The following is a 20,480-nucleotide window of genomic DNA, read 5'->3' on the forward strand; positions in this document are numbered from 1 at the left end:
CTAATCATGCGCTATTTTACTTTAATAAAAGAGAATACTCACTTTTACCCTATAGCATTCTCCAAACTATCTTTTCTGCATGCAATAACTTCAATATCATTATCTTCCCAAAAAGATGCTACACTAGTTGTCGTTCCAGTGTTAACTGCTATAATTTTCTTTCCTTTACTAATAGCATAATTAATTTCTGCACGTCCCATGCTGCCTGCCGTAACTGCTGCTGGACGTGCTGGTGCAAGAATCACACTAGCACTATCAATCTTGCCTTTTATTGCATCTGTCACTTGCTTTTTTGTTCCCACCAATGGATCAGAACTCTCAATCGAACGATCAGACACGTCATATTTTGACCTATCTAATACTGCACTAATTTTCTCGTAATCCTCTTCATAATCCCAACGATGACTTATGAACACATTCTTTTTTCCCATTTTCATGACCTCCACTTAATATTTATATACTTAAATGTCCACAACATGCATGGACTTATAGCCGCTTCTAACATCATGAATATCTTTAAACATTTCCTTTATTTACCAGATTCCAATAATGTTGTCCTTGAGCTGTTAATTTACACGACTCATGTTTTATCGCAGCGTAGTACATATGATCAGCATTTACCGGTACCACTAAATTTAGCTTCACATATTTTTGTAAAATAGAAAATATCTCTTCATGTTCAAGATTTACATCTTTAATGTCAGCCTCGTGTTTATCTGGTTCATATGTAGGATCCAATGCGTATTCATCATACGGCGTAATAAAGAATTCCGTAATGCGACGCAATTCTCCAATAGCAATTGGTGGAGCATTTTTTCTGAGCGAAACAAATTGCTTTATATTTGCCTTAAACACTGGTCGTTGCTCCCATCCTCCCAAAGAACTATCTATATAAGAATAAATGCTGCCAGGAGAAACCTCACCAAGTAGATTCATTGCTCCACCATATAATGCTTCAATCAACAACGATGTAAAAACACCATGACCATTTTCTTCCGATGAATACTGATTTTCGTCGCATGCCGCTAAAATAGTTGTGCCGTTATGTAGCACAGAATAATTTTGCATTTCTTTTGAATTTGCTGCTCGTCCGCTAAAACAGCTATCAAGTATTACAATTTTGTTTTGTGCACGGGAATCAGCTACTATCCCCATAAGGTCATTCAATGATAACCCTTGATCTTCTCTTTCCACTTCGCTAGTACATAGATATCCACCAAGTGCATCATAAGAACCATGTCCGGCATAATAAAAAACAGCAACTTCGGATTCATCTCTAAAAAGATCTTGAACTGCATCTTTCAATCCCTCTCTAGTAATGTAAGATGCTTCGCTTGTTGCACATAGAAGTTTCGTAGAAAAATTTAGTGTTCCATCGCCATTTCTATCTAACGCTGCTTTCACCCCATTTGCATCATTAACACATCCATGTAAATCCTTGATTTTTTCGTAACTATCAATTCCAACACACAATGCCTTTCTCATTCTGCTCCTCCTGACTTCTCTTAATTAAGAAATCTCTTACATTTAACTCTGTGTTACTTAAATACAAACAATTTACAATATGCTCATCCCCGACCTGCATTACACCTATATAAGAGCATGCTTTTTTCTTTTGCGTAGCAAATGCACCACCTTTTTCTGTGAAATCAGATCGTGTTTCATATATACTGTCAGCATCAGTCAACTGAATTAATGCAATACCATGTTTTGACGCATATTGTACTGCACCACTTTGGAAATTAGATGATGACACCAATACACCCTTATTTGCTCCACAAGCTCGTATTTTGTCATAGAGTACAGCAACTTTTTCTCTGGATATACTACTTTTATAATGTTTGCACTCTATTAAAGTTTTATAATAAATGCCCATAAGCTCAAACTCTATGTATCCATCAATTTGATAATTTCCATCATGTACCTCCATAATCTTATTATGTTGAAAGTTGCAATTTCCAATATCTTGTATCTGCTCAGTCAATATACGCAATGAGTGCTTTTCAAATTCAGTAGGAGTCATCTCAAGAATTGATTCTTTACAAGGCATAAACATTTTTTATCACCTCCTATATGTTTTTAGTCTAAATAAAGCGTTCTTTATTGTACCATCAATTTCCAATATCACTATAGCAACCGCACCATCAAATTCGGATTTATTGAGCTGCACATTATTGCTATTTTATCGAATTCAGCCAGCTTCGCCTTAATAGGCGGTAGATATAACTCTACTATATACTACTATCCTATATAATCCGGATATTTTCCAGGGGAATCTTGTCGTAATCGGTCGTAATCGATTAAATTGCATAAAAAAAGCAGAAGCACATCTCTAACATTCTAGAATTGTTTCTGCTTTTTTACTCTTCATGCTTTATAATATAACGCCGCATAAAAACCGACATTCTTTCATCATTACCCAGTCTCCAGAATTGCACGCACTTCACATGATTTGTCAGGGAAATTACCTTTAATACTTCAAATTCCAGCTAGCTCAATTTTAAAAGTTGATGAAAGTAAAAGGTATTTTTTTTATTTGCTTTTATATTGTTGCAACTCCCGATTGAATAAATAGGTAATAACACTATTTTTTTGTAGAAGATAAGCATTATGGTGCATGAGATATCTTACCTTTCCAGATTTACACCATGAAACTATTGTACTAATTGAATGTCCCGTAACTTGCTGTATTTGTAAATTGGTCATCATATCTGGATAATCTTTAAATTGCTGTTCTAGATATTTCTGATAATCTTTAACTTCTTTTATGCCTTTTAGCTTGTATACGTATTTATAAGTATCAGGTCGTGGTTTGGTCTTATACTGCCTAATTTCACTCGGTAAAAAAGGATTGTTAAAATGATTCGGTAGATGGTATTTCGTGGGGTTTTCATCTCTGTCTTGTAGAAAGAAAATAATATCTTTCAACGCAATTTTATATCTACGTGTCTTTTTCCCAGAATCAATGCAGGGAATTACGCCATTCTCCAGATAATACAGCGCTGTTTTTTTGCTGATATGGCATATCCTATAAAACTGATCTTTCGTTACAAAATTGGGATACCTATTAATAAGGAAGGTATAATCAGACATTCACAGCACCTCGCTTTGACATGAAAGTGTCAAAGAGTTGCTCATATTGTCTGGCTTGCTCTTTATGCACGTCTGATTTCCTTGTTATGTTCCTATAATACGGGCCGGTTAAAAAATCAAGAAAGGTATCTTTTGTTATAACGGACCCCTTACCTCTACGAAATGATTGTATTCGCTTGTTTTTAAAGCTCAGAGGCTTCAATTCATTGCGCAGTATCCAATTGTTTACTGCTGTTTTTGAATATCCAGTAAAACGCATTACATCAGAAACTAAAAGCAGTTTAGGAATTTTACGCAATTGCTTTTGGTAATAACGGCGCAAACCTTCAATAAATTTATTTTCTGATTCAGTAAAGCACATCGTTTCGTATTGGTATCGCAGGATGTCGATAATCTTTATCCGTTGTCTTCTTCCTTCTGATGTGTTTATATATTCAAATGGAATCATGCCTTTTTTCTGGATGGAGTAGGCCGTGGATGTGCAAATACCCAAGATGACACACATTTCTTTCTGTGTGACATATTCAGGATAACGATCAATTACTGAAGAACAATATTCATCAAAATTCATTTGCTTCACTCACTTTTCTCGAATTTGTCAACGGCAAGTGGTGAAAGCAAATCTAAGAGTTAAAAATGATAGTTTTTTCTAGTTCTATCCGAGTTCTATCCAAAACAGGTTTTGGATCAACTTTTTCGTTATTTTTTTGCTATGTTTTACTTTCCTTGTAAATAAGGAATAATTCTCTGGAAACCTGATTCTATAAGAGTTTCGTGGGTTTTTATCTACATGCATTTACCGATAACTTCCTCTATTTTCTCTTTTAATTTGACCACTCGAAATGCGGTTGTCCGCAAGGGCACGTGGGTTCGAATCCCACCTTCTCCGCCATAAAGAATACACGAACCCGCATGAACACTGAGTTTAGGCGGGTTTCTTTATACCCTTCTAATGGTGAGAAAATATGCTCTTGCCCTAATTGTTATCAATGTTATCAAAATTGTTATCAAAATATATCCATTTATTGTAAATATAAAAACACCTGTTTTCGAAAATTGTTGTAAAAATGTTATCAAACTATACGGACGGCTATAAAAGGTTATGGAAAGAAACAAAGAAAAACATATGATTACAAAGGAGGCAAAGACAATGAGTGAGATTAACACCAATTACAACGCGCTTATTAAAAAGGGTATCCTCATTTCTGAAAACTTAATCAGCAAGGACAAAATTAACCTCATATCCGGAGCGACGACTGCCCCATTGATTGAAACTATCTGGACTTTCTCCGGCAACAATATCGAAGCAATAAACAGGATTTCGGACATGCTTACCAAGCTATACAGCACGAGCCGGGGAAGCGAAATGCTGGACATCCTGAGAATTCTATTTGATGTTGTAGGCATGGAATTTCCGGAGGATGTGAATCTGTTGGCAACCCACCCAAAGGCACAACGATACTTTCTATTCTCTTTTCTACTGGATATGGACGACTGTATGCAGGACTTCATGCCTGATGTTAAAGGAGAATAAACGACAATTAATAATATGAGGGAAGTTTAAACCAGAGTTTATAGAGGATTTAACTGATGTTTTTGAGAGGACTAAGTGGTCAGAGGTTCGAGTCCTCTCAAACCCACCAATTCCCAAATTGGTGATAGTTAAACTAATAACCTGAAACCGTTGGTATAAGCGAACTTGTAGAGATTTAATTAAATATGGGGATTGGACAAAATCATTTTTATTCAATTAAATACCTGTAAAACGTCGTAAATATTTCTAAGTATTCAGTCAAAAGTTCAGTCAAAATAGTAATACAAAAAAACAGCCAAAACTGTAGATTAAATTATAGTCTAGAGTTTTTTTATATACAGTGAATATTTTTAAAATATCTACTTGTCATTTGTGTCAGTTTCACAAAATAAAGTAATTGATAATATAGCTCAAAGGCTCTATTACCCTACATTCTCAAGCATCTGGCTAAGAGGAGAGCAAATAAAAGCTGAGCCATTTATAAAATACGATTTTTAAAATTCAGAACCTTCGGACCAGCCAACCAACTAGAATAATCGATGCAATTGGTCGGATGGTAAATCATTTTTTCCATCATCATATACAATACTCAAAAATTTTCACCTTCCTTATTTGTTTATTGTAAAAGAGATTTGTAGAAAATAGCAAAGCAGATTCTGAAATTTGCAGATATAAGTTAAATAGAGAGTGGAGTAAAGGCTTTGCTTTTTCTGTTCATTTTTTAAAAAATGTGATAATCTTAATATGGTAATTTTTTGTTATAAACGATGCGTAAGAATACAGATAAAGGTTATAAACATTCACAAATTTCTATTTTGGATTTAGGGGATTAATCTAACATAATTTTCTTAAGATTGTAGGTAGCAAATGAGAAAAATAGTTATTGATAATATCCGTAGTGTGAAACACCTGGAATTTGAAATACCTTCTTATGGCGTTCATATATTAACCGGAGAAAATGGAACGGGGAAAACAACACTTCTCACATGTTTGAACAGAATATGCAACAGCAATGCTTTTCGCATTGGGTTTCCCACAACAAGTATACAAAATTATGATGAGAATACAGGATCTATAACATATTGTACGGATACATTGTCCGTACGATATACTAAGCGTGCAAGCGGTCGTTGGCAACCAGATACAAATGGTGATGTTTTTTCACAATTTGGCTTTACAGATGTTGTACATATTAGTACCAAAAGTGAGCGTATCTTTACACAAGTAATTAATATTCCGAGAAAACAAGTACGTGCTGATGCTTGGCTTATTTCTGCCTTAAACAGCATTATGCAAACGGAACGGTTCACTCCAATGATTAGAATTACAGTTGGAGATCTGAGATCAAGAAATGGAAACGCAGATCAACGCAGAAGAAATACGGCATTTGCAATACCGCAAAGTAGAGGAAGATACTTTACTGAGCAAAATTTTAGCTTTGGGGAGATTGTTTTACTCAATCTACTTTATGATATTGAAATGGTCGAGCATAACTCGCTTGTACTTATTGATGAATTGGAAATGGCGTTGCATCCAGCAGCGCAGATTAGATTGATTCAGCTATTAAAAGATTTGGCGAATGAAAAGCATTTAACGATTATTATTTCGACTCACTCCTCCAGTATTATTAAATCACAAAAATATGTGATTCTGTTGGAGCAGAGTTTGCAGCGTGTATGTGTGACCTATAATTGTCCACCAGCTAAGGCTATCGGAGCGATCGGAATGCGTGAAGATACTATGGCTGATATTATTGTAATCGTAGAGGATGAAATGGCCAAAGCGCTTTTCATGGCACTATTAAATAAATATAATTCGCTTTGTACCGATAGTTATTATTTGGATGTAAGGGTTTTAGGTGTGGGTGGATACCCAAACATCATCAATTTCTACGTTGAGGCAGAGAATTATATCTTTTATGACAACGTGTATGTTACTGCGTTTTTGGATAAGGATGTAGAGACAGATATTATACCCTTTAAGCAATTTGGCAATAGGGATATTATTGAAAAGTATGAAGCGAATACTCGAAAAATAAAATTCCTACCCTATACACCTGAAGTTTTACTATATCAAGAAATGAAAGATCATCGTGCGGACTTGCTTGCGCATATGAGACGTGCTTATTCCAATCAACAACTCAATTATAATGTTCAAGACATTCAAAATTTTGCTGATTATGATAATCCACTTCCTGATTTCGCAACACAAAATGATTACAATGCAACTATTCAAACACGTGGCACCATTCGAAACGCTTGCAAAAATGAGACTGAACAAATTGCTAATCTTCTTTCACGGCAGCTAAATATAAGTGAGAGCGAAATATATCGATATATTTTTCGTTCAGCAGTTGAGCACATGGAAGGAAACACTCTTAATGTACGAGCTTTTTTGGCTTCGACAATGAAGCGACTGTGACTGAACTTGCATTTTTTGAATTTAGCACAATTCTATGATTTTTAGCTTAATACCTAAATTACGTAAGCGTAGATAATTTTAGGGCATTGTCGGTTATAAAATAGAAAATACTCGGACAGTAATTTAGGCTTATTGCCAAGTCGCAATATATCGGGATAAAAGAATTAACAAAATATATATCTTTACAAAAACAAGAAGATTGTATCACGAGAAGATTTTAGGGGATGCAGAATCTGTAGTAACTATTAGTTAAGTTGGAATCGCTCCTAAATGGATATAGTAGCTAATAACTGTCAGTTGTTACTTTGAATTGGTACAACCATAATGGGAAGGAGATATTGTTGTGGCACAGTTTACTGTTGATTTGAAGGGTAGAATAAATAATACGTTTTTGCCGGAGTCTAAATCACTTTGGCCTTTGTTTGAAGCTGTTGTCAATTCAATTCAATCTCTTGAAGATTCAGAGACTGTGTCCAATAAACTAATTCGAGTATTTGCACAGCGGCAAGAAACAAGCCAATATGATATTAATGGCAAAATCGAAGTAACTCCGTTTGAAGCATTTTCTATTACAGACAATGGTAATGGATTTACATCCGATAATTATCAATCTTTTAGAACAGCTGATTCCTCATTAAAATGGAAAAAAGGTTGCAAGGGAATAGGGCGCTTCTTATGGTTAAAAGCATTTGAGAAGGTGGAGATATCTAGCACTTTTTTTGAAGATGGCAAATGGAGAGACAGACTATTTTCGTTTGATTTTAATGGAACAACTCCAGATGACAACATTCAGGATTCAGCTTCTAATGAATATCAAACAACAGTAACGCTTGAAGGATTTAAACGTAATTTTCGTGAAAAGTGCCCTATATCTTTAGAAGTTCTAGCAAAAAAAATTATTGAGCATTGTCTTGTATATTTTTTATTTGATGATTGTCCGAAAATTGTTGTACAAGATAGTTTAGGCGAACAATTCTGGCTTAATGATTACTTTGACAGATTCATAAGAGATTCTTTGCACCAAGATAGATTTAATATCGCAGAACGAAGTTTTACATTATATCATATAAAGATGCCGGAGGGTGCAAATGCACACGAATTACATCTTTGTGCTAACAAAAGAGAAGTGAAATCGTATCAACTCAATAAGTATTTACCCAACTTGCAAGGCCGAATCTATGATGAAACAGGAAAGAGTTTTCATTATGCTGGCTTTTTATCCAGTTCATATCTGGATGGCGCAGTCAACTCATCAAGAACAAATTTCGATTTTGAGAAAAACGGTCAGATAGACATAGAGCAAAATTTACCCGAAAAAGAATTGATTGATGCAGCGAACAACTACATTGTTACTTATTTAAATGATTATCTTGACGAAATCATAAAACAAAAGGAAAAAAGAATAAATGACTATGTAACCCATCGCCAACCTAAGTATCGTTATTTGGTTGCCCAACGCCCTACTACGTATGATGCTATTGCTCCCAATATTAGCGACAAAGAATTAGATATAGCTTTATACAAAGAATTACTACAATGGGATTTAGAAACGAAAAAGACAGGTGAACAATTGCAAGAGGATTTGTCTAAGAATCTTCTTTCAGCAAGTGACGTAAAGGCAAGATATGATGAATATTACAAGCAAATTAATGGATTGAGTAAAACCAGCCTTGCGGAATATATCGTTAGGCGAAAAGTAATTTTAGATCTGCTGGAAAATGCTCTTCAAATAACACCCGATGGGAAATATGCTTCTGAAGAGAGCGTTCATTCAATAATTTGTCCCATGCGATATACATCAGATGAAATAAGTTTTGAGGAAATGAATCTTTGGATTATAAATGAAAGATTAGCCTATCATAATTTTTTAGCTTCGGATAAGCAAATGAAATCCATACCTGTTATAGATTCGGAATCTGATGACAGAATGGATATTGCTATTTTTGACGAAGCTATATCGTTCTCGGATAAGGATAATTCATTCAACTCCATAACGATTATTGAATTTAAAAAGCCTAATCGAAATGACTTAAAGCCTGATGATAAAAACCCAATTCATCAAGTGCTACGATATGTGGAAGAAATAAAAAATGGCAAGAAAATGCGTGCTAATGGTAGACCATTTGGGAATGTCTCAAACACTGCTTTTTATTGTTATGTCATTGCAGATATGACTGATTCACTAAAGGAAGATGCAAAATTTGCAGGTTTACGAATTACACCAGACGGAGAAGGATACTTTGGTTATAATCCAGATCCCGGTGCTTATATCGAGGTAATCTCTTTTGATAAATTGATTAGGGATGCTAATGAGAGAAATCGGATACTCTTTGATAAGTTGTTTACACCTAGCGCAAGAACAATCCTTGACCACAATATTTAAAATTATAGTTAAAACTGATTTTATATGGAGCGATGGAATGACAAAAAAAATTTATTTGGAAGGAAATATAAGCCTTAAAATTCTTCTTCATTAATTGAAAAATATTAAGGGAATGCTGGTCTTATCTGGCATTCTCTTTATCATATATAAAATGAGTAAAGAAGCCGTTTGCTTTATCGTTTCAAGAAAGCAAGCGGCTTTTTTGCGTTAAAGGAGGTAAACAAGATGTCTAAAGTAATCGCCCTCGCCAACCAAAAAGGAGGCGTAGGCAAAACAACAACTGCTGTTAACCTCGGCATTGGTCTTGCCAGACAGGGTAAAAAGGTGCTACTGGTAGACGCAGATGCACAGGGCAACCTAACGGATTCCTTGGGCTTTCATCAACCGGACAATTTACCTGTAACTTTGGCAACAATCCTTACAAAAATCATGACCGAGGAGAAGTATGATCCTGATGAAGGCATACTGCGCCAAGAAGAAGGCGTTGACCTGATGCCGGGAAATATTGAACTATCTGCCATCGAAGTGTCGTTGGTAAACACTATGAGCCGAGAAATGGTGCTACGCAGCTATATTAATGCCGTCAAACAGAAGTACGATTATATCCTGATCGACTGTATGCCTTCGCTCGGAATGATGACCATCAACGCCCTAGCTGCCGCGGACAGCGTGATCATTCCCGTCCAAGCACACTATCTGCCTGCCAAAGGAATGACGCAGCTTTTGCAGACTATCGCCAGAGTGAGAAGGCAAATCAATACGAAACTGACGGTTGACGGCGTTCTTCTTACAATGGTAGATAACCGCACCAACTTTTCAAAAGATATTTCCTTTGTCCTTCGGCGGGATTACGGCGACAAGCTGTGCGTTTTCAAAGCAGAAATCCCATTGTCCATCCGGGCAGCCGAAACGAGCGCAGAGGGAAAAAGTATCTTCGCGCACGACCCGCATGGGATAGCTGCCAAGGCCTATCAAGCCTTCACAAAGGAGGTGCAGGACATTGGTAAAAAGCAACGTCAAAAACATGAAGCTGACCTCGGTAGATGAACTTTTTGAAACGGATGCAAGCCGCGAGGACAAACAGCGCGAGAAGGTCATGGATATTTCTTTATCGGAAATCAGCGATTTCCCGAACCACCCTTTTAAGGTAAAGGCGGATGAAGCCATGCTAGAAATGGCGGACAGTGTAAAACAGTATGGCATCTTAGTCCCCGCCCTTGTCCGGCCCAAAGCTGACGGTGGTTATGAAATGGTTGCCGGCCACCGGCGCAAGAAAGCCAGCGAACTGGCGGGCAAAGAAACAATGCCCTGCATTGTCCGCGAGCTGAACAATGACGAAGCAATTGTCGCTATGGTTGACAGCAACCTGCAACGGGAAAGCATTCTGCCAAGCGAAAAAGCTCTTGCCTATAAAATGAAGCTGGAAGCCATGAACAGGCAAGGACAAAGGACGGATTTAACTTGTTCCCAAGTTGGGAACAGGTTGGACGGGAAAAAATCAAGTGAAGTTTTAGCTGAACAAGTTGGTGAAAGCAAAAACCAGATATTCCGCTATATCCGTTTAACCGAACTCATAGTGCCCATCCTTGAAATGGTGGACGAAAAGCAGATTGCCTTTAACCCTGCCGTGGAAATCTCCTACCTGACCGAAAATGAACAGGTGGAGCTGCTTACAACGATGAAGCAGGAAGAGAACACTCCGTCTTTATCTCAGGCGCAGCGGCTTAAGAAGTTTAGTCAGGAAGGCAGGCTGAATACTGATGTCATTTATTCCATTCTCACGGAGGAAAAACCAAACCAAAAGGAAAAAATCAATATTCAGCGTGAACGCATTGACCGTTTTTTTCCTAAGAACTTTAACGAGAAGCAAAAGGAGGACCTTATTGTCCAGCTTCTGGAAAGCTGGTACAAAAAGCGGCAAAGAGAGCAGGAACGATAAGATGTAGTCCTGCCGTGTGCAAAAAGTGCCCGGCTTATATATTTTCCGTATGAATTTCCAAGCGTCATACAAAGGGGGTAGTCTATCAGTTTTTTTGCAGGCGTCGCAAAGCGTTTCTGTGCCGTCCCCCTCTCCACACCTCACCCCCTAAAAGCTTACCAGCCGAAAAAGAAATATTCTGTCTATCAGTAGGTAATATTCCTAAAACTACATATAGAAAGCCTTTTGTGGAACAGACAGAACAGACGAACCCAAAAACATTCCGTACCCTTATTTGACAAGGCAACAGCAGAATTGGGTAGATGCTAAATGGAGATTAAGTGGATAAGGTGTAGATAATGTCTGTAAAAGAGGTCAAAAAACATTCGCTTTTCTTTTTCGGCAGGTAATAGCAGCTCTTTGTGGAAACACAGGGGGTTTTTTACGTTTATGACCAAAAACAACATGGAAGGAGGACTCAGAACAATTTGAAAATACGAAAAACCGGAATTTCTAAGCGTCCTTTATACACATCCGGAGAAAAATGAAATAAAGGCAGGCGGAAAAAAGTGGCAACTTCGTCTTTTTTCTGTGCTTGGATTGGAGTGAGAATGAAAGTGAACGATGAAAAACGGACGGTGGATACCTATGAGGTAAAACACGCCATCTGTGTTGGAGATAAGGAAATTCTCTTTGGGGTGGACGACAGGAAAACAGATTGCGCGTATATGGTGTGCAACTGTACTTGGGATAATCCTTTGGGGATTGACTGTTTTTTTGAAGCCGTTGGAAGCACAGATTATTTGGAAATGATGACGGAATTTACCACCCGTGTGACGGCGCAGCTTGAAGCTGTAAAGGCGGAACGGGCTAAGATAGCTACTCCCTTGGAGCCTTTTACCATAGAGCACTGCATTCCTGACGATTACGGGGAAAGCATTGAAAACAAGGTAGTGGTTATTCGTGCGGAACGACTGCGTCCTGAATTTAGGACCGCCGACAAGCAACTTGTGCTGGCAACGGGCGGCTTTGGTGCTGTGGCCAATTCCAGAGGTCGAGCGGTCTACACCGTCAACCTCTATTCCGGCAAAGAATCCCGCTGGAACCGGGAGGACATTTTAGGTACGGTAAAGCCGGAAAAGTTACCTGATTGGGCAAAGGAACGGCTGAAACAGATACAGGCCGAAAGACAGGCCAAGCAGAAAAAGCAAGAACAGGTGCGTTAGGAGGTGCTGGGAATGGAGAAAGAAAACAATGCAGGGTATACCATAACCGATCGTTTGAGCGTCGGAAACGAGGAATTTGTCATTGGTCAAAACAAAAATGCTCCAGCCAAATTTGTAACCTGGAAATGCAACAAGGGTGAAAAGAATTACTACTGGGGGCATTACTGCAATGAACGTCTAACTGCCCTTGAAGACTTGTGCAACCGGGCGTTGGATGAAATCCACCATTTGAAAAGCCTCCAGCAGGAAAAGGTTGCATCCGAAAAGCCGGTGCGACATGCCGAAAAGAAAAGCCGGGAGCCGGAGAGATAAGGAGGGATAAGAGTTGGCAACGAAGCTGCAACTGATTACAGAGCTTTCGGAAAGGACGACACATACCGTAGTGAAAAACCCTGTCAACTGGACTGCCTTTCTGAAGACGGCGGCATGGAACTACAAATATCCCTTTCAGGATCAGCTTTTAATCTATGCACAGCGCCCCGAGGCAACGGCCTGCGCTCCGATTGAGCTTTGGAATCAGAAGCTGGGCCGGTGGATAACCCGGGGCGCAAAGGGAATCGCCCTCATCGAAGACACCGGAAGCCGTCTTGCTCTGCGCCACGTGTTTGATGTGTCGGATACCAACAGCCGCCAGAATGGCCCCATTGTGCTTTGGATGATGCAGGACAGATATGCCGGAGCTGTTGCGGAAACGCTGGAAAATACCTTTGGTGAGTTGGACAACAAAAGCGAACTGCCTGCCGAGTTGGTTTCCGCCGCCCGCAACGCCGTGGACGACAATTTCCCCGATTATCTCTCCGACCTGGTTGACTGCCGGGGAAACAGCTTTTTGGAGGAACTGGACGACCTGAACGTGGAAGTAATCTTCAAGGACGTCCTGAAAAGCTCTGTGGCCTACATGCTCTTAGTCCGCTGCGGCTATCCCGCCGACGAATATCTGATTTTTGAGGATTTTCAGGGTATTGTCAACTTCAATACGTTGGATACCGTTTCCCGTTTGGGAGCTGCCACCAGCGACATTTCCGAAATGCTTCTGCGTGAAATCGGCGCGACGGTCAAGGAACAGCAACTTGCGGAGAAAAAACAAAGCCGTACCTTTGCAGGAAATCAGGATGTGCGTCACAATGAAAGCGTAAAGCAAAATATGAGTCCCGAAAGGATTGGTGAATATGGAACTGACCTACACGCAGCAGGGCGATTACCTGATACCCGATCTGACACTGCAGGAGAAAGAAGCGCCCATCGGCAAGTATGGGATGTTGCACAAAACATATCTGAAAAATCACAAGAAAGGAATGTACGCCAGCCTGATGCTGTCGGTCAAGCTGAACAGCCACCTGGCGGAGATCGACCGGACGGCGAAGGAACGCGTCGAGCAGATCACGTCGAGACTCTTAATGAACAGCCCCGCACCAGACAAAGCGAGCAATCAAATGGCGTGGGTGGGACACATGAACAGCCTGAGACATCAGGCGGAGGAAACAGTGCTGACGGAGCTGATTTACAATTAGCGTGGTATGACCGAAGAGCGGAGGACAAAAGTCTTCCGTTTTTTCATGATTCATCACTTATCAACCAAATCCTCCGTTCTACCCCGCACTTAAAAGCGACAAAGCAGGAAATTGTGGACTTTTACGTCACCTTTGATGATAGCAGCGAGCGTATCGAGTATATCAGAAGTATTTTTAATAATGATTATACAGAACTGACTATCAACGGAGATCATCGCGTTGGGTACAAGACCTATCAAAATGTTCTCCATCTTTGGGAGGGCAGCTACGCCGCAAGAACATCACAGAGCCACTATGATTGGGGCGTTATTACCGGACACATTGGAAGCATGATCCTGCTGAATGAATTTCTTGATGAGCAACCGGCATTGCTATCGGTGCAGCAGCAAATAACCCTGATCGAACAGGCAGAGGACGAAAAATCCTCTGCTTTTTCGATTCCCCAGGGAGCTATTGACTCGGTTTTGCAGCAAGGAAGCGGTATACAGGACGGAAAGTACAGGATTTATCTGCAATTTCAGCAAAATGCCTCCGCAAAAGAGAACGCCGATTTTTTAAAAAATGAGTACGGTATTGGCGGACGGACACCCGCCCTGACAGGCACCGATATTCATGAATGGCATGATGGCAAGGGAATAACCCTCACCAGCGGAAAAACCATCGGGCCGGATGCAAAGATTGTTTTACTCTGGGCAAAGGTGCAAAAGCGCCTTGGCGAACTGATCGCCGCCGATCGCTACCTGAACCGAAAGGAAAAGGAACATCTGCCTATTTACCAGCAGGAGACGGAGGAACGCCGTCAACAGCTTGCCGAGCAAGCCTACGCCCGTGAAATCTTGAATCGGGAACCGGTTCCTTCTGATCCGGAGCCGCCTCCACGGGAAAACGCCCGCTATGCCTTTTCTTTTGGCGATACCGTTTATATTGATGCTGATGAATATGAGATTTTTTCCTTTGACGAAAGTATGGTGCAGCTCCGAAATGTGAGCTTCCCGCTGCTTGGCAAGGAGCTTGCACGGAGTGCCTTTGACAAGATGCTGCGGGAAAATCCTTTAAACGACCATCTTATTGCGACGGAACAATCAGCCGAAGAAAGAATAGAAACAGAAAAAAGAGATACGGACACCATTAAGGCCGACGATCCCGGCGCACCTGCATGGATGCGTGAAACCGGCGATATGACTATCACCTGCGAGGGCGATACCGTCACCATCGACAGCGGCAGCGAGCACGAAAAAACCTATGTGGAATTTGAGCTGGAGCTGCCGGATGGTGAAGTCGGAGAAATAGAAAAGCAACCAGCCAAAAAAGAAATGGCCTTGGGAATTGAATTTACCATTGAGGATCGGCGCTATGCAATTGACAGCATCGACGAGAAAGCCGGAACAGTCAGCTTGCAGGATATTACTTTCCAGCGCAGTGTGGGCTTCCCAATTTTCCGCAGGGAAAGTATCGCATTTGTGCGTGGTGTACTTGAGCGGCAGGAGGAACCCATCTGGCAGAAAACCAGAGGCAGCGAAGTAGGCAGAGTCCGCATTGACCTGCTGCCTGAACTGCCGAAACAGGAACACATCAATTTCCATATTACTGACGACAACCTCGGCATGGGTGGCCAAAAAACAAAATACGGCTACAACGTCGCCGCCATCCGGCTGCTCAACCGGCTGGAACAAGAAAACCGTCTTGCAACCGCCGAAGAACAGGAAATTCTTGCACTTTATGTGGGATGGGGCGGCCTGCCGCAAGCCTTTGACGAAAACAACTCCTCATGGGCGAAGGAATACGCCGAACTGAAGGAGCTGCTTGACGAGGGTGAATACACCTCTGCGAGGGCCTCCACCTTAAACGCTCATTACACTTCTCCCACCGTCATCAAGGCTATATATGCCTGTCTTGTAAACATGCGTTTTCAGACCGGCAATATTCTGGAGCCTGCCATGGGCATCGGCAACTTTTTCGGTCTTGTTCCCGAAAGTATGGCAAAATCCAAGCTGTACGGCATTGAACTGGACAGCATTACGGGACGGATTGCCAAGCAGCTTTACCAGCAGGCAAACATTGCGGTGCAGGGCTTTGAGGAAACCAACCTGCCCGACAGCTTTTTCGATCTTGCCATCGGCAACGTGCCCTTTGGGAATTACAAGGTAGCGGACCGGAAGTACGACAAGCATAACTTCCTCATCCATGACTATTTCTTCGCAAAGACACTCGACAAGGTGCGTCCGGGCGGTATCGTGGCATTTATTACAAGCAGCGGCACGCTGGATAAGCAAAACCGCGAAGTCCGCAAGTACATCGCGCAGCGGGCAGAGTTTTTGGGTGCTGTGAGGCTCCCAAACAACGCATTTTTGAAAAACGCCGGAACGGAGGTCGTCGCGGACATCATCTTCCTGCAAAAGCGCGACCGCGTGATAGACATCGAGCCTGATTGGGTGCATCTCGACAAAACTCCCGAAGGCTTCACCGTCAACAGTTATTTTGTCCAAAATCCCGACATGATTTTGGGACAGCTCACCGAGGAAAACACGCAATACGGGCGGCAGGAATGTACTTGTGCGCCCTATGAGAACGCTGATCTTGCCGACCAGCTTCGCGAGGCAATGAGCAGTATCCATGCCGAAATCACTGAGTACGAAATGGACGACATAAGCGAGGACGAGGATACTTCAATCCCTGCCGACCCCAATGTGCGCAATTTCAGCTATTGCCTTGTGAACGGCGGAATCTATTTCCGTGAAAACAGTCGGATGAACCGCGTGGAAACCTCAGTCACGGCAGAGGGCCGCATCAAGGGCATGATCGGCATCCGGGATTGTGTCAGGGACTTAATCGAATATCAGACCGAGGATTACAGCGATGAGGCTATTCACGAGCAGCAGCGCAGGTTGAACCGCCTGTATGACGCCTTTACCGCCAAATACGGACTGTTAAACAGCCGCGGCAACAACATGGCGTTTTCCGACGACAGCTCCTACTGCCTGCTCTGTTCCCTTGAAATTCTGGATGAAAACGGAGAGATGGAGCGCAAGGCCGATATGTTCACCAAGCGCACCATCCGGCAACGCACCGTAATTTCCCATGTGGACACCGCCACCGAAGCATTGGCTATCTCTATCGCGGAAAAAGCCTGTGTAGACATGGGCTTCATGCGGAGCTTGACCGGCCTTTCCTATGAACAACTTGAAAAAGACCTTCAGAGCGTCATCTTCCGCAATCCTGAAAAGCTAGATAGTGAAGAAAAGCCAATGTTTGAAACGGCAGATGCCTATCTGTCCGGCAACGTGCGGGAAAAACTGAAAGCAGCCCGGAAGTTTGCCGAGATGCATTCGGAGATTTACGGCGTGAACGTCACGGCGCTGGAAGCGGTGCAGCCGAAGGATCTGGACGCTTCTGAAATTGACGTCCGGCTGGGCGCGACTTGGCTTCCCCCGGATGTGGTCAAGGACTTTATCTTTGAGTTTTTGGAAACGCCTTACCTCTATAAGCGGTACATTGATGTTCTCTACTCCACCTATACCGCCAACTGGAACGTCAAGGGCAAAAGCGACGACCGCAGCGACAACATCAAGGCCAACGTCACCTATGGTACGAAACGCATCAATGCCTATAAGATCATCGAGGAAACCCTCAATCTCCGGGATGTGCGCATCTTTGATACCGTCTATGAGGATGGAAACGAAAAGCGGGTGCTGAATAAAAAAGAAACCGCCATCGCTCAACAAAAACAGGAAGCCATCAAGGAGGCGTTTCAAGGCTGGCTATGGAAAGACCCGAAGCGTCGGGAACATCTGACAAGGCTCTATAACGACCGATTTAACTCCATCCGTCCCCGTGAGTATGATGGCAGCCATATTCGTTTTACGGGAATAAACCCGGAAATCACCCTGCGCAAACATCAGGTGGATGCGGTTGCCCATATCCTGTACGGCGGCAACACGCTGCTGGCACACTGTGTTGGCGCTGGAAAAACCTATGAAATGACGGCGGCGGCAATGGAAAGCAAACATTTGGGGCTTTGCAACAAAAGCATGTTTGTCGTGCCCAACCATTTGACTGAGCAATGGGCCGGGGAGTTTTTACAGCTCTACCCATCGGCAAATATCCTTGTGGCGACGAAAAAGGACTTTGAAACCAAAAACCGCAAGAAGTTTTGCGCGAGGATTGCCACCGGCGACTATGACGCAGTGATTATCGGGCACAGTCAGTTTGAGAAAATCCCTATTTCTGCGGAGCGTCAAAAACAGCAGTTGGAGGAACAAATCGCGGAAATCACCAGCGGTATTCGGGAGTTGAAAGATGAACGCGGCGAGCGTTACGCGATTAAGCAGCTTGAAAGAACCAAAAAGACCCTAAGGCTGAAACTGGATAAGCTTAACGACACCAGCCGTAAGGATGATGTCGTCACCTTTGAGGAACTCGGCGTTGACCGGATGTTCGTAGATGAAGCAGACTTTTATAAAAACCTGTTTTTGTTTACCAAGATGAGGAACGTGGCGGGCCTGGCGCAGACCGAGGCGCAGAAATCTTCCGACCTGTTTGCCAAGTGCCGTTACCTCGACGAGCTAACCGAAGGGCGCGGCATTATCTTTGCCACGGGAACGCCAATTTCTAATTCCATTACAGAAATGTACACCATGCAGCGGTATCTGCAATATGAAATCCTGCGCAAGAACGGCTTACAGCATTTTGACTGTTGGGCTTCTACCTTTGGGGAAACCGTCACGGCCATTGAACTTGCACCGGAGGGAACTGGTTACCGGGCAAAAACCAGGTTCGCCCGGTTCTACAATCTTCCGGAACTTATGAGTATGTTTAAAGAGGTTGCCGATATCAAGACGGCGGATATGCTCAACCTCCCCGTTCCGATAGCCAATTACCACAATGTTGCGGTGAAGCCAAGCGAATTTCAGCGGGATATGGTGGCCGAGCTTGCGGAACGTGCGGAAAAAGTACGCGCCAGAGAGGTGGAGCCGTATGAGGACAATATGCTCAAAATCACCAATGATGGCCGCAAACTGGCCCTTGACCAGCGCCTTGCGAATCCAATGCTGCCCGACCATGAGGACAGCAAGGTAAATGCCTGCGTGGACAGCATATTCCACTTCTGGCAGGAGAATAACGACAAAAAGCTGACGCAGCTTGTGTTCTGCGACCTGTCAACGCCTCATTATGACAACAGCTTCAATGTTTACGATGATGTAAAAAAGAAACTGATTGGAAAAGGCGTTCCTTCCGATGAAATCTCCTATATCCATGACGCAAACACGGAAACGAAGAAAAAAGAACTGTTTGCAAAGGTGCGCAAAGGACAGGTGCGCGTTCTTATTGGAAGTACCTTTAAGATGGGAGCCGGGACCAACGTGCAGGATAGACTGATTGCGCTCCATGACCTGGATTGCCCGTGGCGGCCCCGCGATCTGGAGCAGCGCAGCGGGCGTATTGTGAGGCAGGGCAACAAAAACGGCGAGGTGCATATCTACCGGTATGTCACCGAGAACACCTTTGACGCCTATCTCTATCAAATATTGGAGAACAAGCAGCGTTTCATTTCGCAGATCGTGACCAGCAAATCCCCCGTGAGAAGCGCAGAGGACATTGACGAAACGGCGCTTTCCTATGCGGAGGTGAAGGCGCTGGCGACCGGCAATCCGCACATACGCGAAAAGATGGATTTGGACATTCAGGTTTCTAAGCTGAAATTGTTGAAAGCTAACCATCTTAGTCAGCGTTACGCGCTGGAGGACCGGTTGTACAAGCACTTTCCGCAGCAGATCAAATTCACCGAAGAACGCATTGTGGGCTATGAAAAAGACCTTGCTTTGTACGAGTTACACAGCACTTCCGGTCCCATTGAAGAAAATACCGACAGTGCGGAGGACAGCAAATTCGCGGGCATGACTGTCAAAGGCATTCATTACGCCGAAAAAGTCAAGGCAGGCGCGGCCATTCTCGAAGCCTGCAAACTGATGATCTCACCGGAGCCGCAGGAATTAGGAAACTATATGGGCTTCCCGATGCTGTTTTCTTTTGATAGCTTTAACAAGAAGTATCAGATCACACTGCGCGGTGCTCTGAGCCATACGGTGACATTGGGTACGGACATTCACGGCAACATTACCCGCCTTAACAACGCCCAAGGCGAATTGCCTAAAAAACTGGAGTATTGCAGAGAACAGTTGAAAACGATCCAGCACCAGATGGAAACAGCGAAGGAGCAAATTGGCGTCCCGTTTGAAAAGGAGCAGGAGCTTCAAAGCAAATCTGCCCGGTTGGCGGAACTGAACATCCTGCTCAACATGGATAAACGGGAAAACGAAGTCCTGGACTGCGAGCCTGATGAAGAATTTGAGGTTCAGGAAAAGAAGGCCGTGGGCCATGAAAGATGAGGCGATGA

The 20,480-nt window shown here is 42.5% G+C and carries 16 protein-coding genes; 10 read left to right on the forward strand and 6 right to left on the reverse strand.

Annotated features, from left to right (window positions below; translation table 11 throughout):
* Positions 1-44: 44 nt before the first annotated feature.
* The 5 genes from DHBDCA_RS00360 to DHBDCA_RS00380 form a co-directional block, all read right to left on the reverse strand.
* On the reverse strand, positions 45-431 hold the full coding sequence (locus DHBDCA_RS00360) for a hypothetical protein (RefSeq protein ID WP_041225750.1): 387 nt from the start codon (positions 429-431) through the stop codon (positions 45-47).
* Between the two features lie 85 nt (positions 432-516).
* A complete protein-coding gene (locus tag DHBDCA_RS00365; RefSeq protein WP_015042145.1) occupies positions 517-1,485 on the reverse strand; it encodes a caspase family protein in 969 nt (322 codons plus the stop codon).
* Positions 1,457-2,056, reverse strand: a complete 600-nt coding sequence (locus DHBDCA_RS14670; protein WP_051014011.1) for a restriction endonuclease — start codon at positions 2,054-2,056, stop codon at positions 1,457-1,459. Before DHBDCA_RS14670 ends, DHBDCA_RS00365 begins: the two co-directional genes overlap by 29 nt.
* 476 nt (positions 2,057-2,532) lie before the next feature.
* The gene (locus tag DHBDCA_RS00375; RefSeq protein WP_041225751.1) at positions 2,533-3,093 is read right to left on the reverse strand and encodes a hypothetical protein; all 561 of its coding nucleotides are present in this window, start codon (positions 3,091-3,093) and stop codon (positions 2,533-2,535) included.
* Entirely contained in the window at positions 3,086-3,664 is a 579-nt protein-coding gene (locus DHBDCA_RS00380; RefSeq protein WP_041225752.1) for a hypothetical protein, read from the reverse strand. Before DHBDCA_RS00380 ends, DHBDCA_RS00375 begins: the two co-directional genes overlap by 8 nt.
* A 579-nt stretch (positions 3,665-4,243) precedes the next feature.
* Here DHBDCA_RS00380 and DHBDCA_RS00385 point away from each other — a divergent pair.
* The 8 genes from DHBDCA_RS00385 to DHBDCA_RS15625 all read left to right on the forward strand — a co-directional run bounded on the left by DHBDCA_RS00385 (position 4,244) and on the right by DHBDCA_RS15625 (position 13,426).
* A complete protein-coding gene (locus DHBDCA_RS00385) occupies positions 4,244-4,627 on the forward strand; it encodes a hypothetical protein (protein ID WP_015042146.1) in 384 nt (127 codons plus the stop codon).
* Positions 4,628-5,494: 867 nt separating this feature from the next.
* Positions 5,495-7,048: an AAA family ATPase gene (locus DHBDCA_RS00390; protein WP_015042147.1), complete on the forward strand. Its 1,554-nt coding sequence runs from the start codon at positions 5,495-5,497 to the stop codon at positions 7,046-7,048.
* 343 nt (positions 7,049-7,391) lie between these two features.
* Positions 7,392-9,431, forward strand: coding sequence for a hypothetical protein (locus DHBDCA_RS00395; RefSeq protein ID WP_015042148.1), 2,040 nt, complete (start codon positions 7,392-7,394; stop codon positions 9,429-9,431).
* A gap of 225 nt (positions 9,432-9,656) precedes the next feature.
* Positions 9,657-10,478, forward strand: a complete 822-nt coding sequence (locus DHBDCA_RS00400) for a ParA family protein (protein WP_015042150.1) — start codon at positions 9,657-9,659, stop codon at positions 10,476-10,478.
* The gene (locus tag DHBDCA_RS00405; protein ID WP_041225753.1) at positions 10,456-11,370 is read left to right on the forward strand and encodes a ParB/RepB/Spo0J family partition protein; all 915 of its coding nucleotides are present in this window, start codon (positions 10,456-10,458) and stop codon (positions 11,368-11,370) included. The genes DHBDCA_RS00400 and DHBDCA_RS00405 overlap by 23 nt, the downstream gene beginning before the upstream one ends.
* Positions 11,371-11,960: 590 nt before the next feature.
* On the forward strand, positions 11,961-12,575 hold the full coding sequence (locus DHBDCA_RS00410; protein WP_015042152.1) for a hypothetical protein: 615 nt from the start codon (positions 11,961-11,963) through the stop codon (positions 12,573-12,575).
* A gap of 12 nt (positions 12,576-12,587) precedes the next feature.
* Positions 12,588-12,887, forward strand: coding sequence for a hypothetical protein (locus DHBDCA_RS00415; RefSeq protein ID WP_015042153.1), 300 nt, complete (start codon positions 12,588-12,590; stop codon positions 12,885-12,887).
* 359 nt (positions 12,888-13,246) lie between these two features.
* Positions 13,247-13,426: a hypothetical protein gene (locus DHBDCA_RS15625; protein WP_242824933.1), complete on the forward strand. Its 180-nt coding sequence runs from the start codon at positions 13,247-13,249 to the stop codon at positions 13,424-13,426.
* Between the two features lie 53 nt (positions 13,427-13,479).
* Here the strand turns inward: DHBDCA_RS15625 and DHBDCA_RS15630 are convergent, their stop codons facing one another.
* The gene (locus tag DHBDCA_RS15630) at positions 13,480-13,716 is read right to left on the reverse strand and encodes a hypothetical protein (protein WP_081580491.1); all 237 of its coding nucleotides are present in this window, start codon (positions 13,714-13,716) and stop codon (positions 13,480-13,482) included.
* Between the two features lie 28 nt (positions 13,717-13,744).
* Between DHBDCA_RS15630 and DHBDCA_RS15635 the strand changes: the two genes are divergently transcribed.
* Both DHBDCA_RS15635 and DHBDCA_RS15640 read left to right on the forward strand, forming a co-directional pair.
* The gene (locus DHBDCA_RS15635; protein WP_081580492.1) at positions 13,745-14,086 is read left to right on the forward strand and encodes a TnpV protein; all 342 of its coding nucleotides are present in this window, start codon (positions 13,745-13,747) and stop codon (positions 14,084-14,086) included.
* Between the two features lie 1,313 nt (positions 14,087-15,399).
* Positions 15,400-20,472 carry a DEAD/DEAH box helicase family protein gene (locus tag DHBDCA_RS15640; RefSeq protein WP_343205470.1) on the forward strand — a complete coding sequence of 1,691 codons (5,073 nt, stop codon included), beginning with the start codon at positions 15,400-15,402 and terminating at the stop codon, positions 20,470-20,472.
* Positions 20,473-20,480: the final 8 nt, after the last annotated feature.

This window comes from Dehalobacter sp. DCA, from assembly GCF_000305775.1.
Taxonomy (GTDB): Bacteria; Bacillota; Desulfitobacteriia; order Desulfitobacteriales; family Syntrophobotulaceae; genus Dehalobacter; species Dehalobacter alkaniphilus.

What these genes read in the sequence shown, in the direction of transcription:
- DHBDCA_RS15640 (WP_343205470.1), top strand. Translation starts at nt 15,400, where the DNA reads ATGGCCTTGGGAATTGAATTTACCATTGAGGATCGGCGCTATGCAATT.
- DHBDCA_RS00410 (WP_015042152.1), top strand. Translation starts at nt 11,961, where the DNA reads ATGAAAGTGAACGATGAAAAACGGACGGTGGATACCTATGAGGTAAAA.
- DHBDCA_RS00365 (WP_015042145.1), bottom strand. Translation starts at nt 1,485, where the DNA reads ATGAGAAAGGCATTGTGTGTTGGAATTGATAGTTACGAAAAAATCAAG.
- DHBDCA_RS00405 (WP_041225753.1), top strand. Translation starts at nt 10,456, where the DNA reads ATGAAGCTGACCTCGGTAGATGAACTTTTTGAAACGGATGCAAGCCGC.
- DHBDCA_RS00375 (WP_041225751.1), bottom strand. Translation starts at nt 3,093, where the DNA reads ATGTCTGATTATACCTTCCTTATTAATAGGTATCCCAATTTTGTAACG.
- DHBDCA_RS00390 (WP_015042147.1), top strand. Translation starts at nt 5,495, where the DNA reads ATGAGAAAAATAGTTATTGATAATATCCGTAGTGTGAAACACCTGGAA.
- DHBDCA_RS00380 (WP_041225752.1), bottom strand. Translation starts at nt 3,664, where the DNA reads ATGAATTTTGATGAATATTGTTCTTCAGTAATTGATCGTTATCCTGAA.
- DHBDCA_RS15625 (WP_242824933.1), top strand. Translation starts at nt 13,247, where the DNA reads ATGCCGGAGCTGTTGCGGAAACGCTGGAAAATACCTTTGGTGAGTTGG.
- DHBDCA_RS15635 (WP_081580492.1), top strand. Translation starts at nt 13,745, where the DNA reads ATGGAACTGACCTACACGCAGCAGGGCGATTACCTGATACCCGATCTG.
- DHBDCA_RS00360 (WP_041225750.1), bottom strand. Translation starts at nt 431, where the DNA reads ATGGGAAAAAAGAATGTGTTCATAAGTCATCGTTGGGATTATGAAGAG.
- DHBDCA_RS00400 (WP_015042150.1), top strand. Translation starts at nt 9,657, where the DNA reads ATGTCTAAAGTAATCGCCCTCGCCAACCAAAAAGGAGGCGTAGGCAAA.
- DHBDCA_RS14670 (WP_051014011.1), bottom strand. Translation starts at nt 2,056, where the DNA reads ATGTTTATGCCTTGTAAAGAATCAATTCTTGAGATGACTCCTACTGAA.
- DHBDCA_RS00415 (WP_015042153.1), top strand. Translation starts at nt 12,588, where the DNA reads ATGGAGAAAGAAAACAATGCAGGGTATACCATAACCGATCGTTTGAGC.
- DHBDCA_RS00385 (WP_015042146.1), top strand. Translation starts at nt 4,244, where the DNA reads ATGAGTGAGATTAACACCAATTACAACGCGCTTATTAAAAAGGGTATC.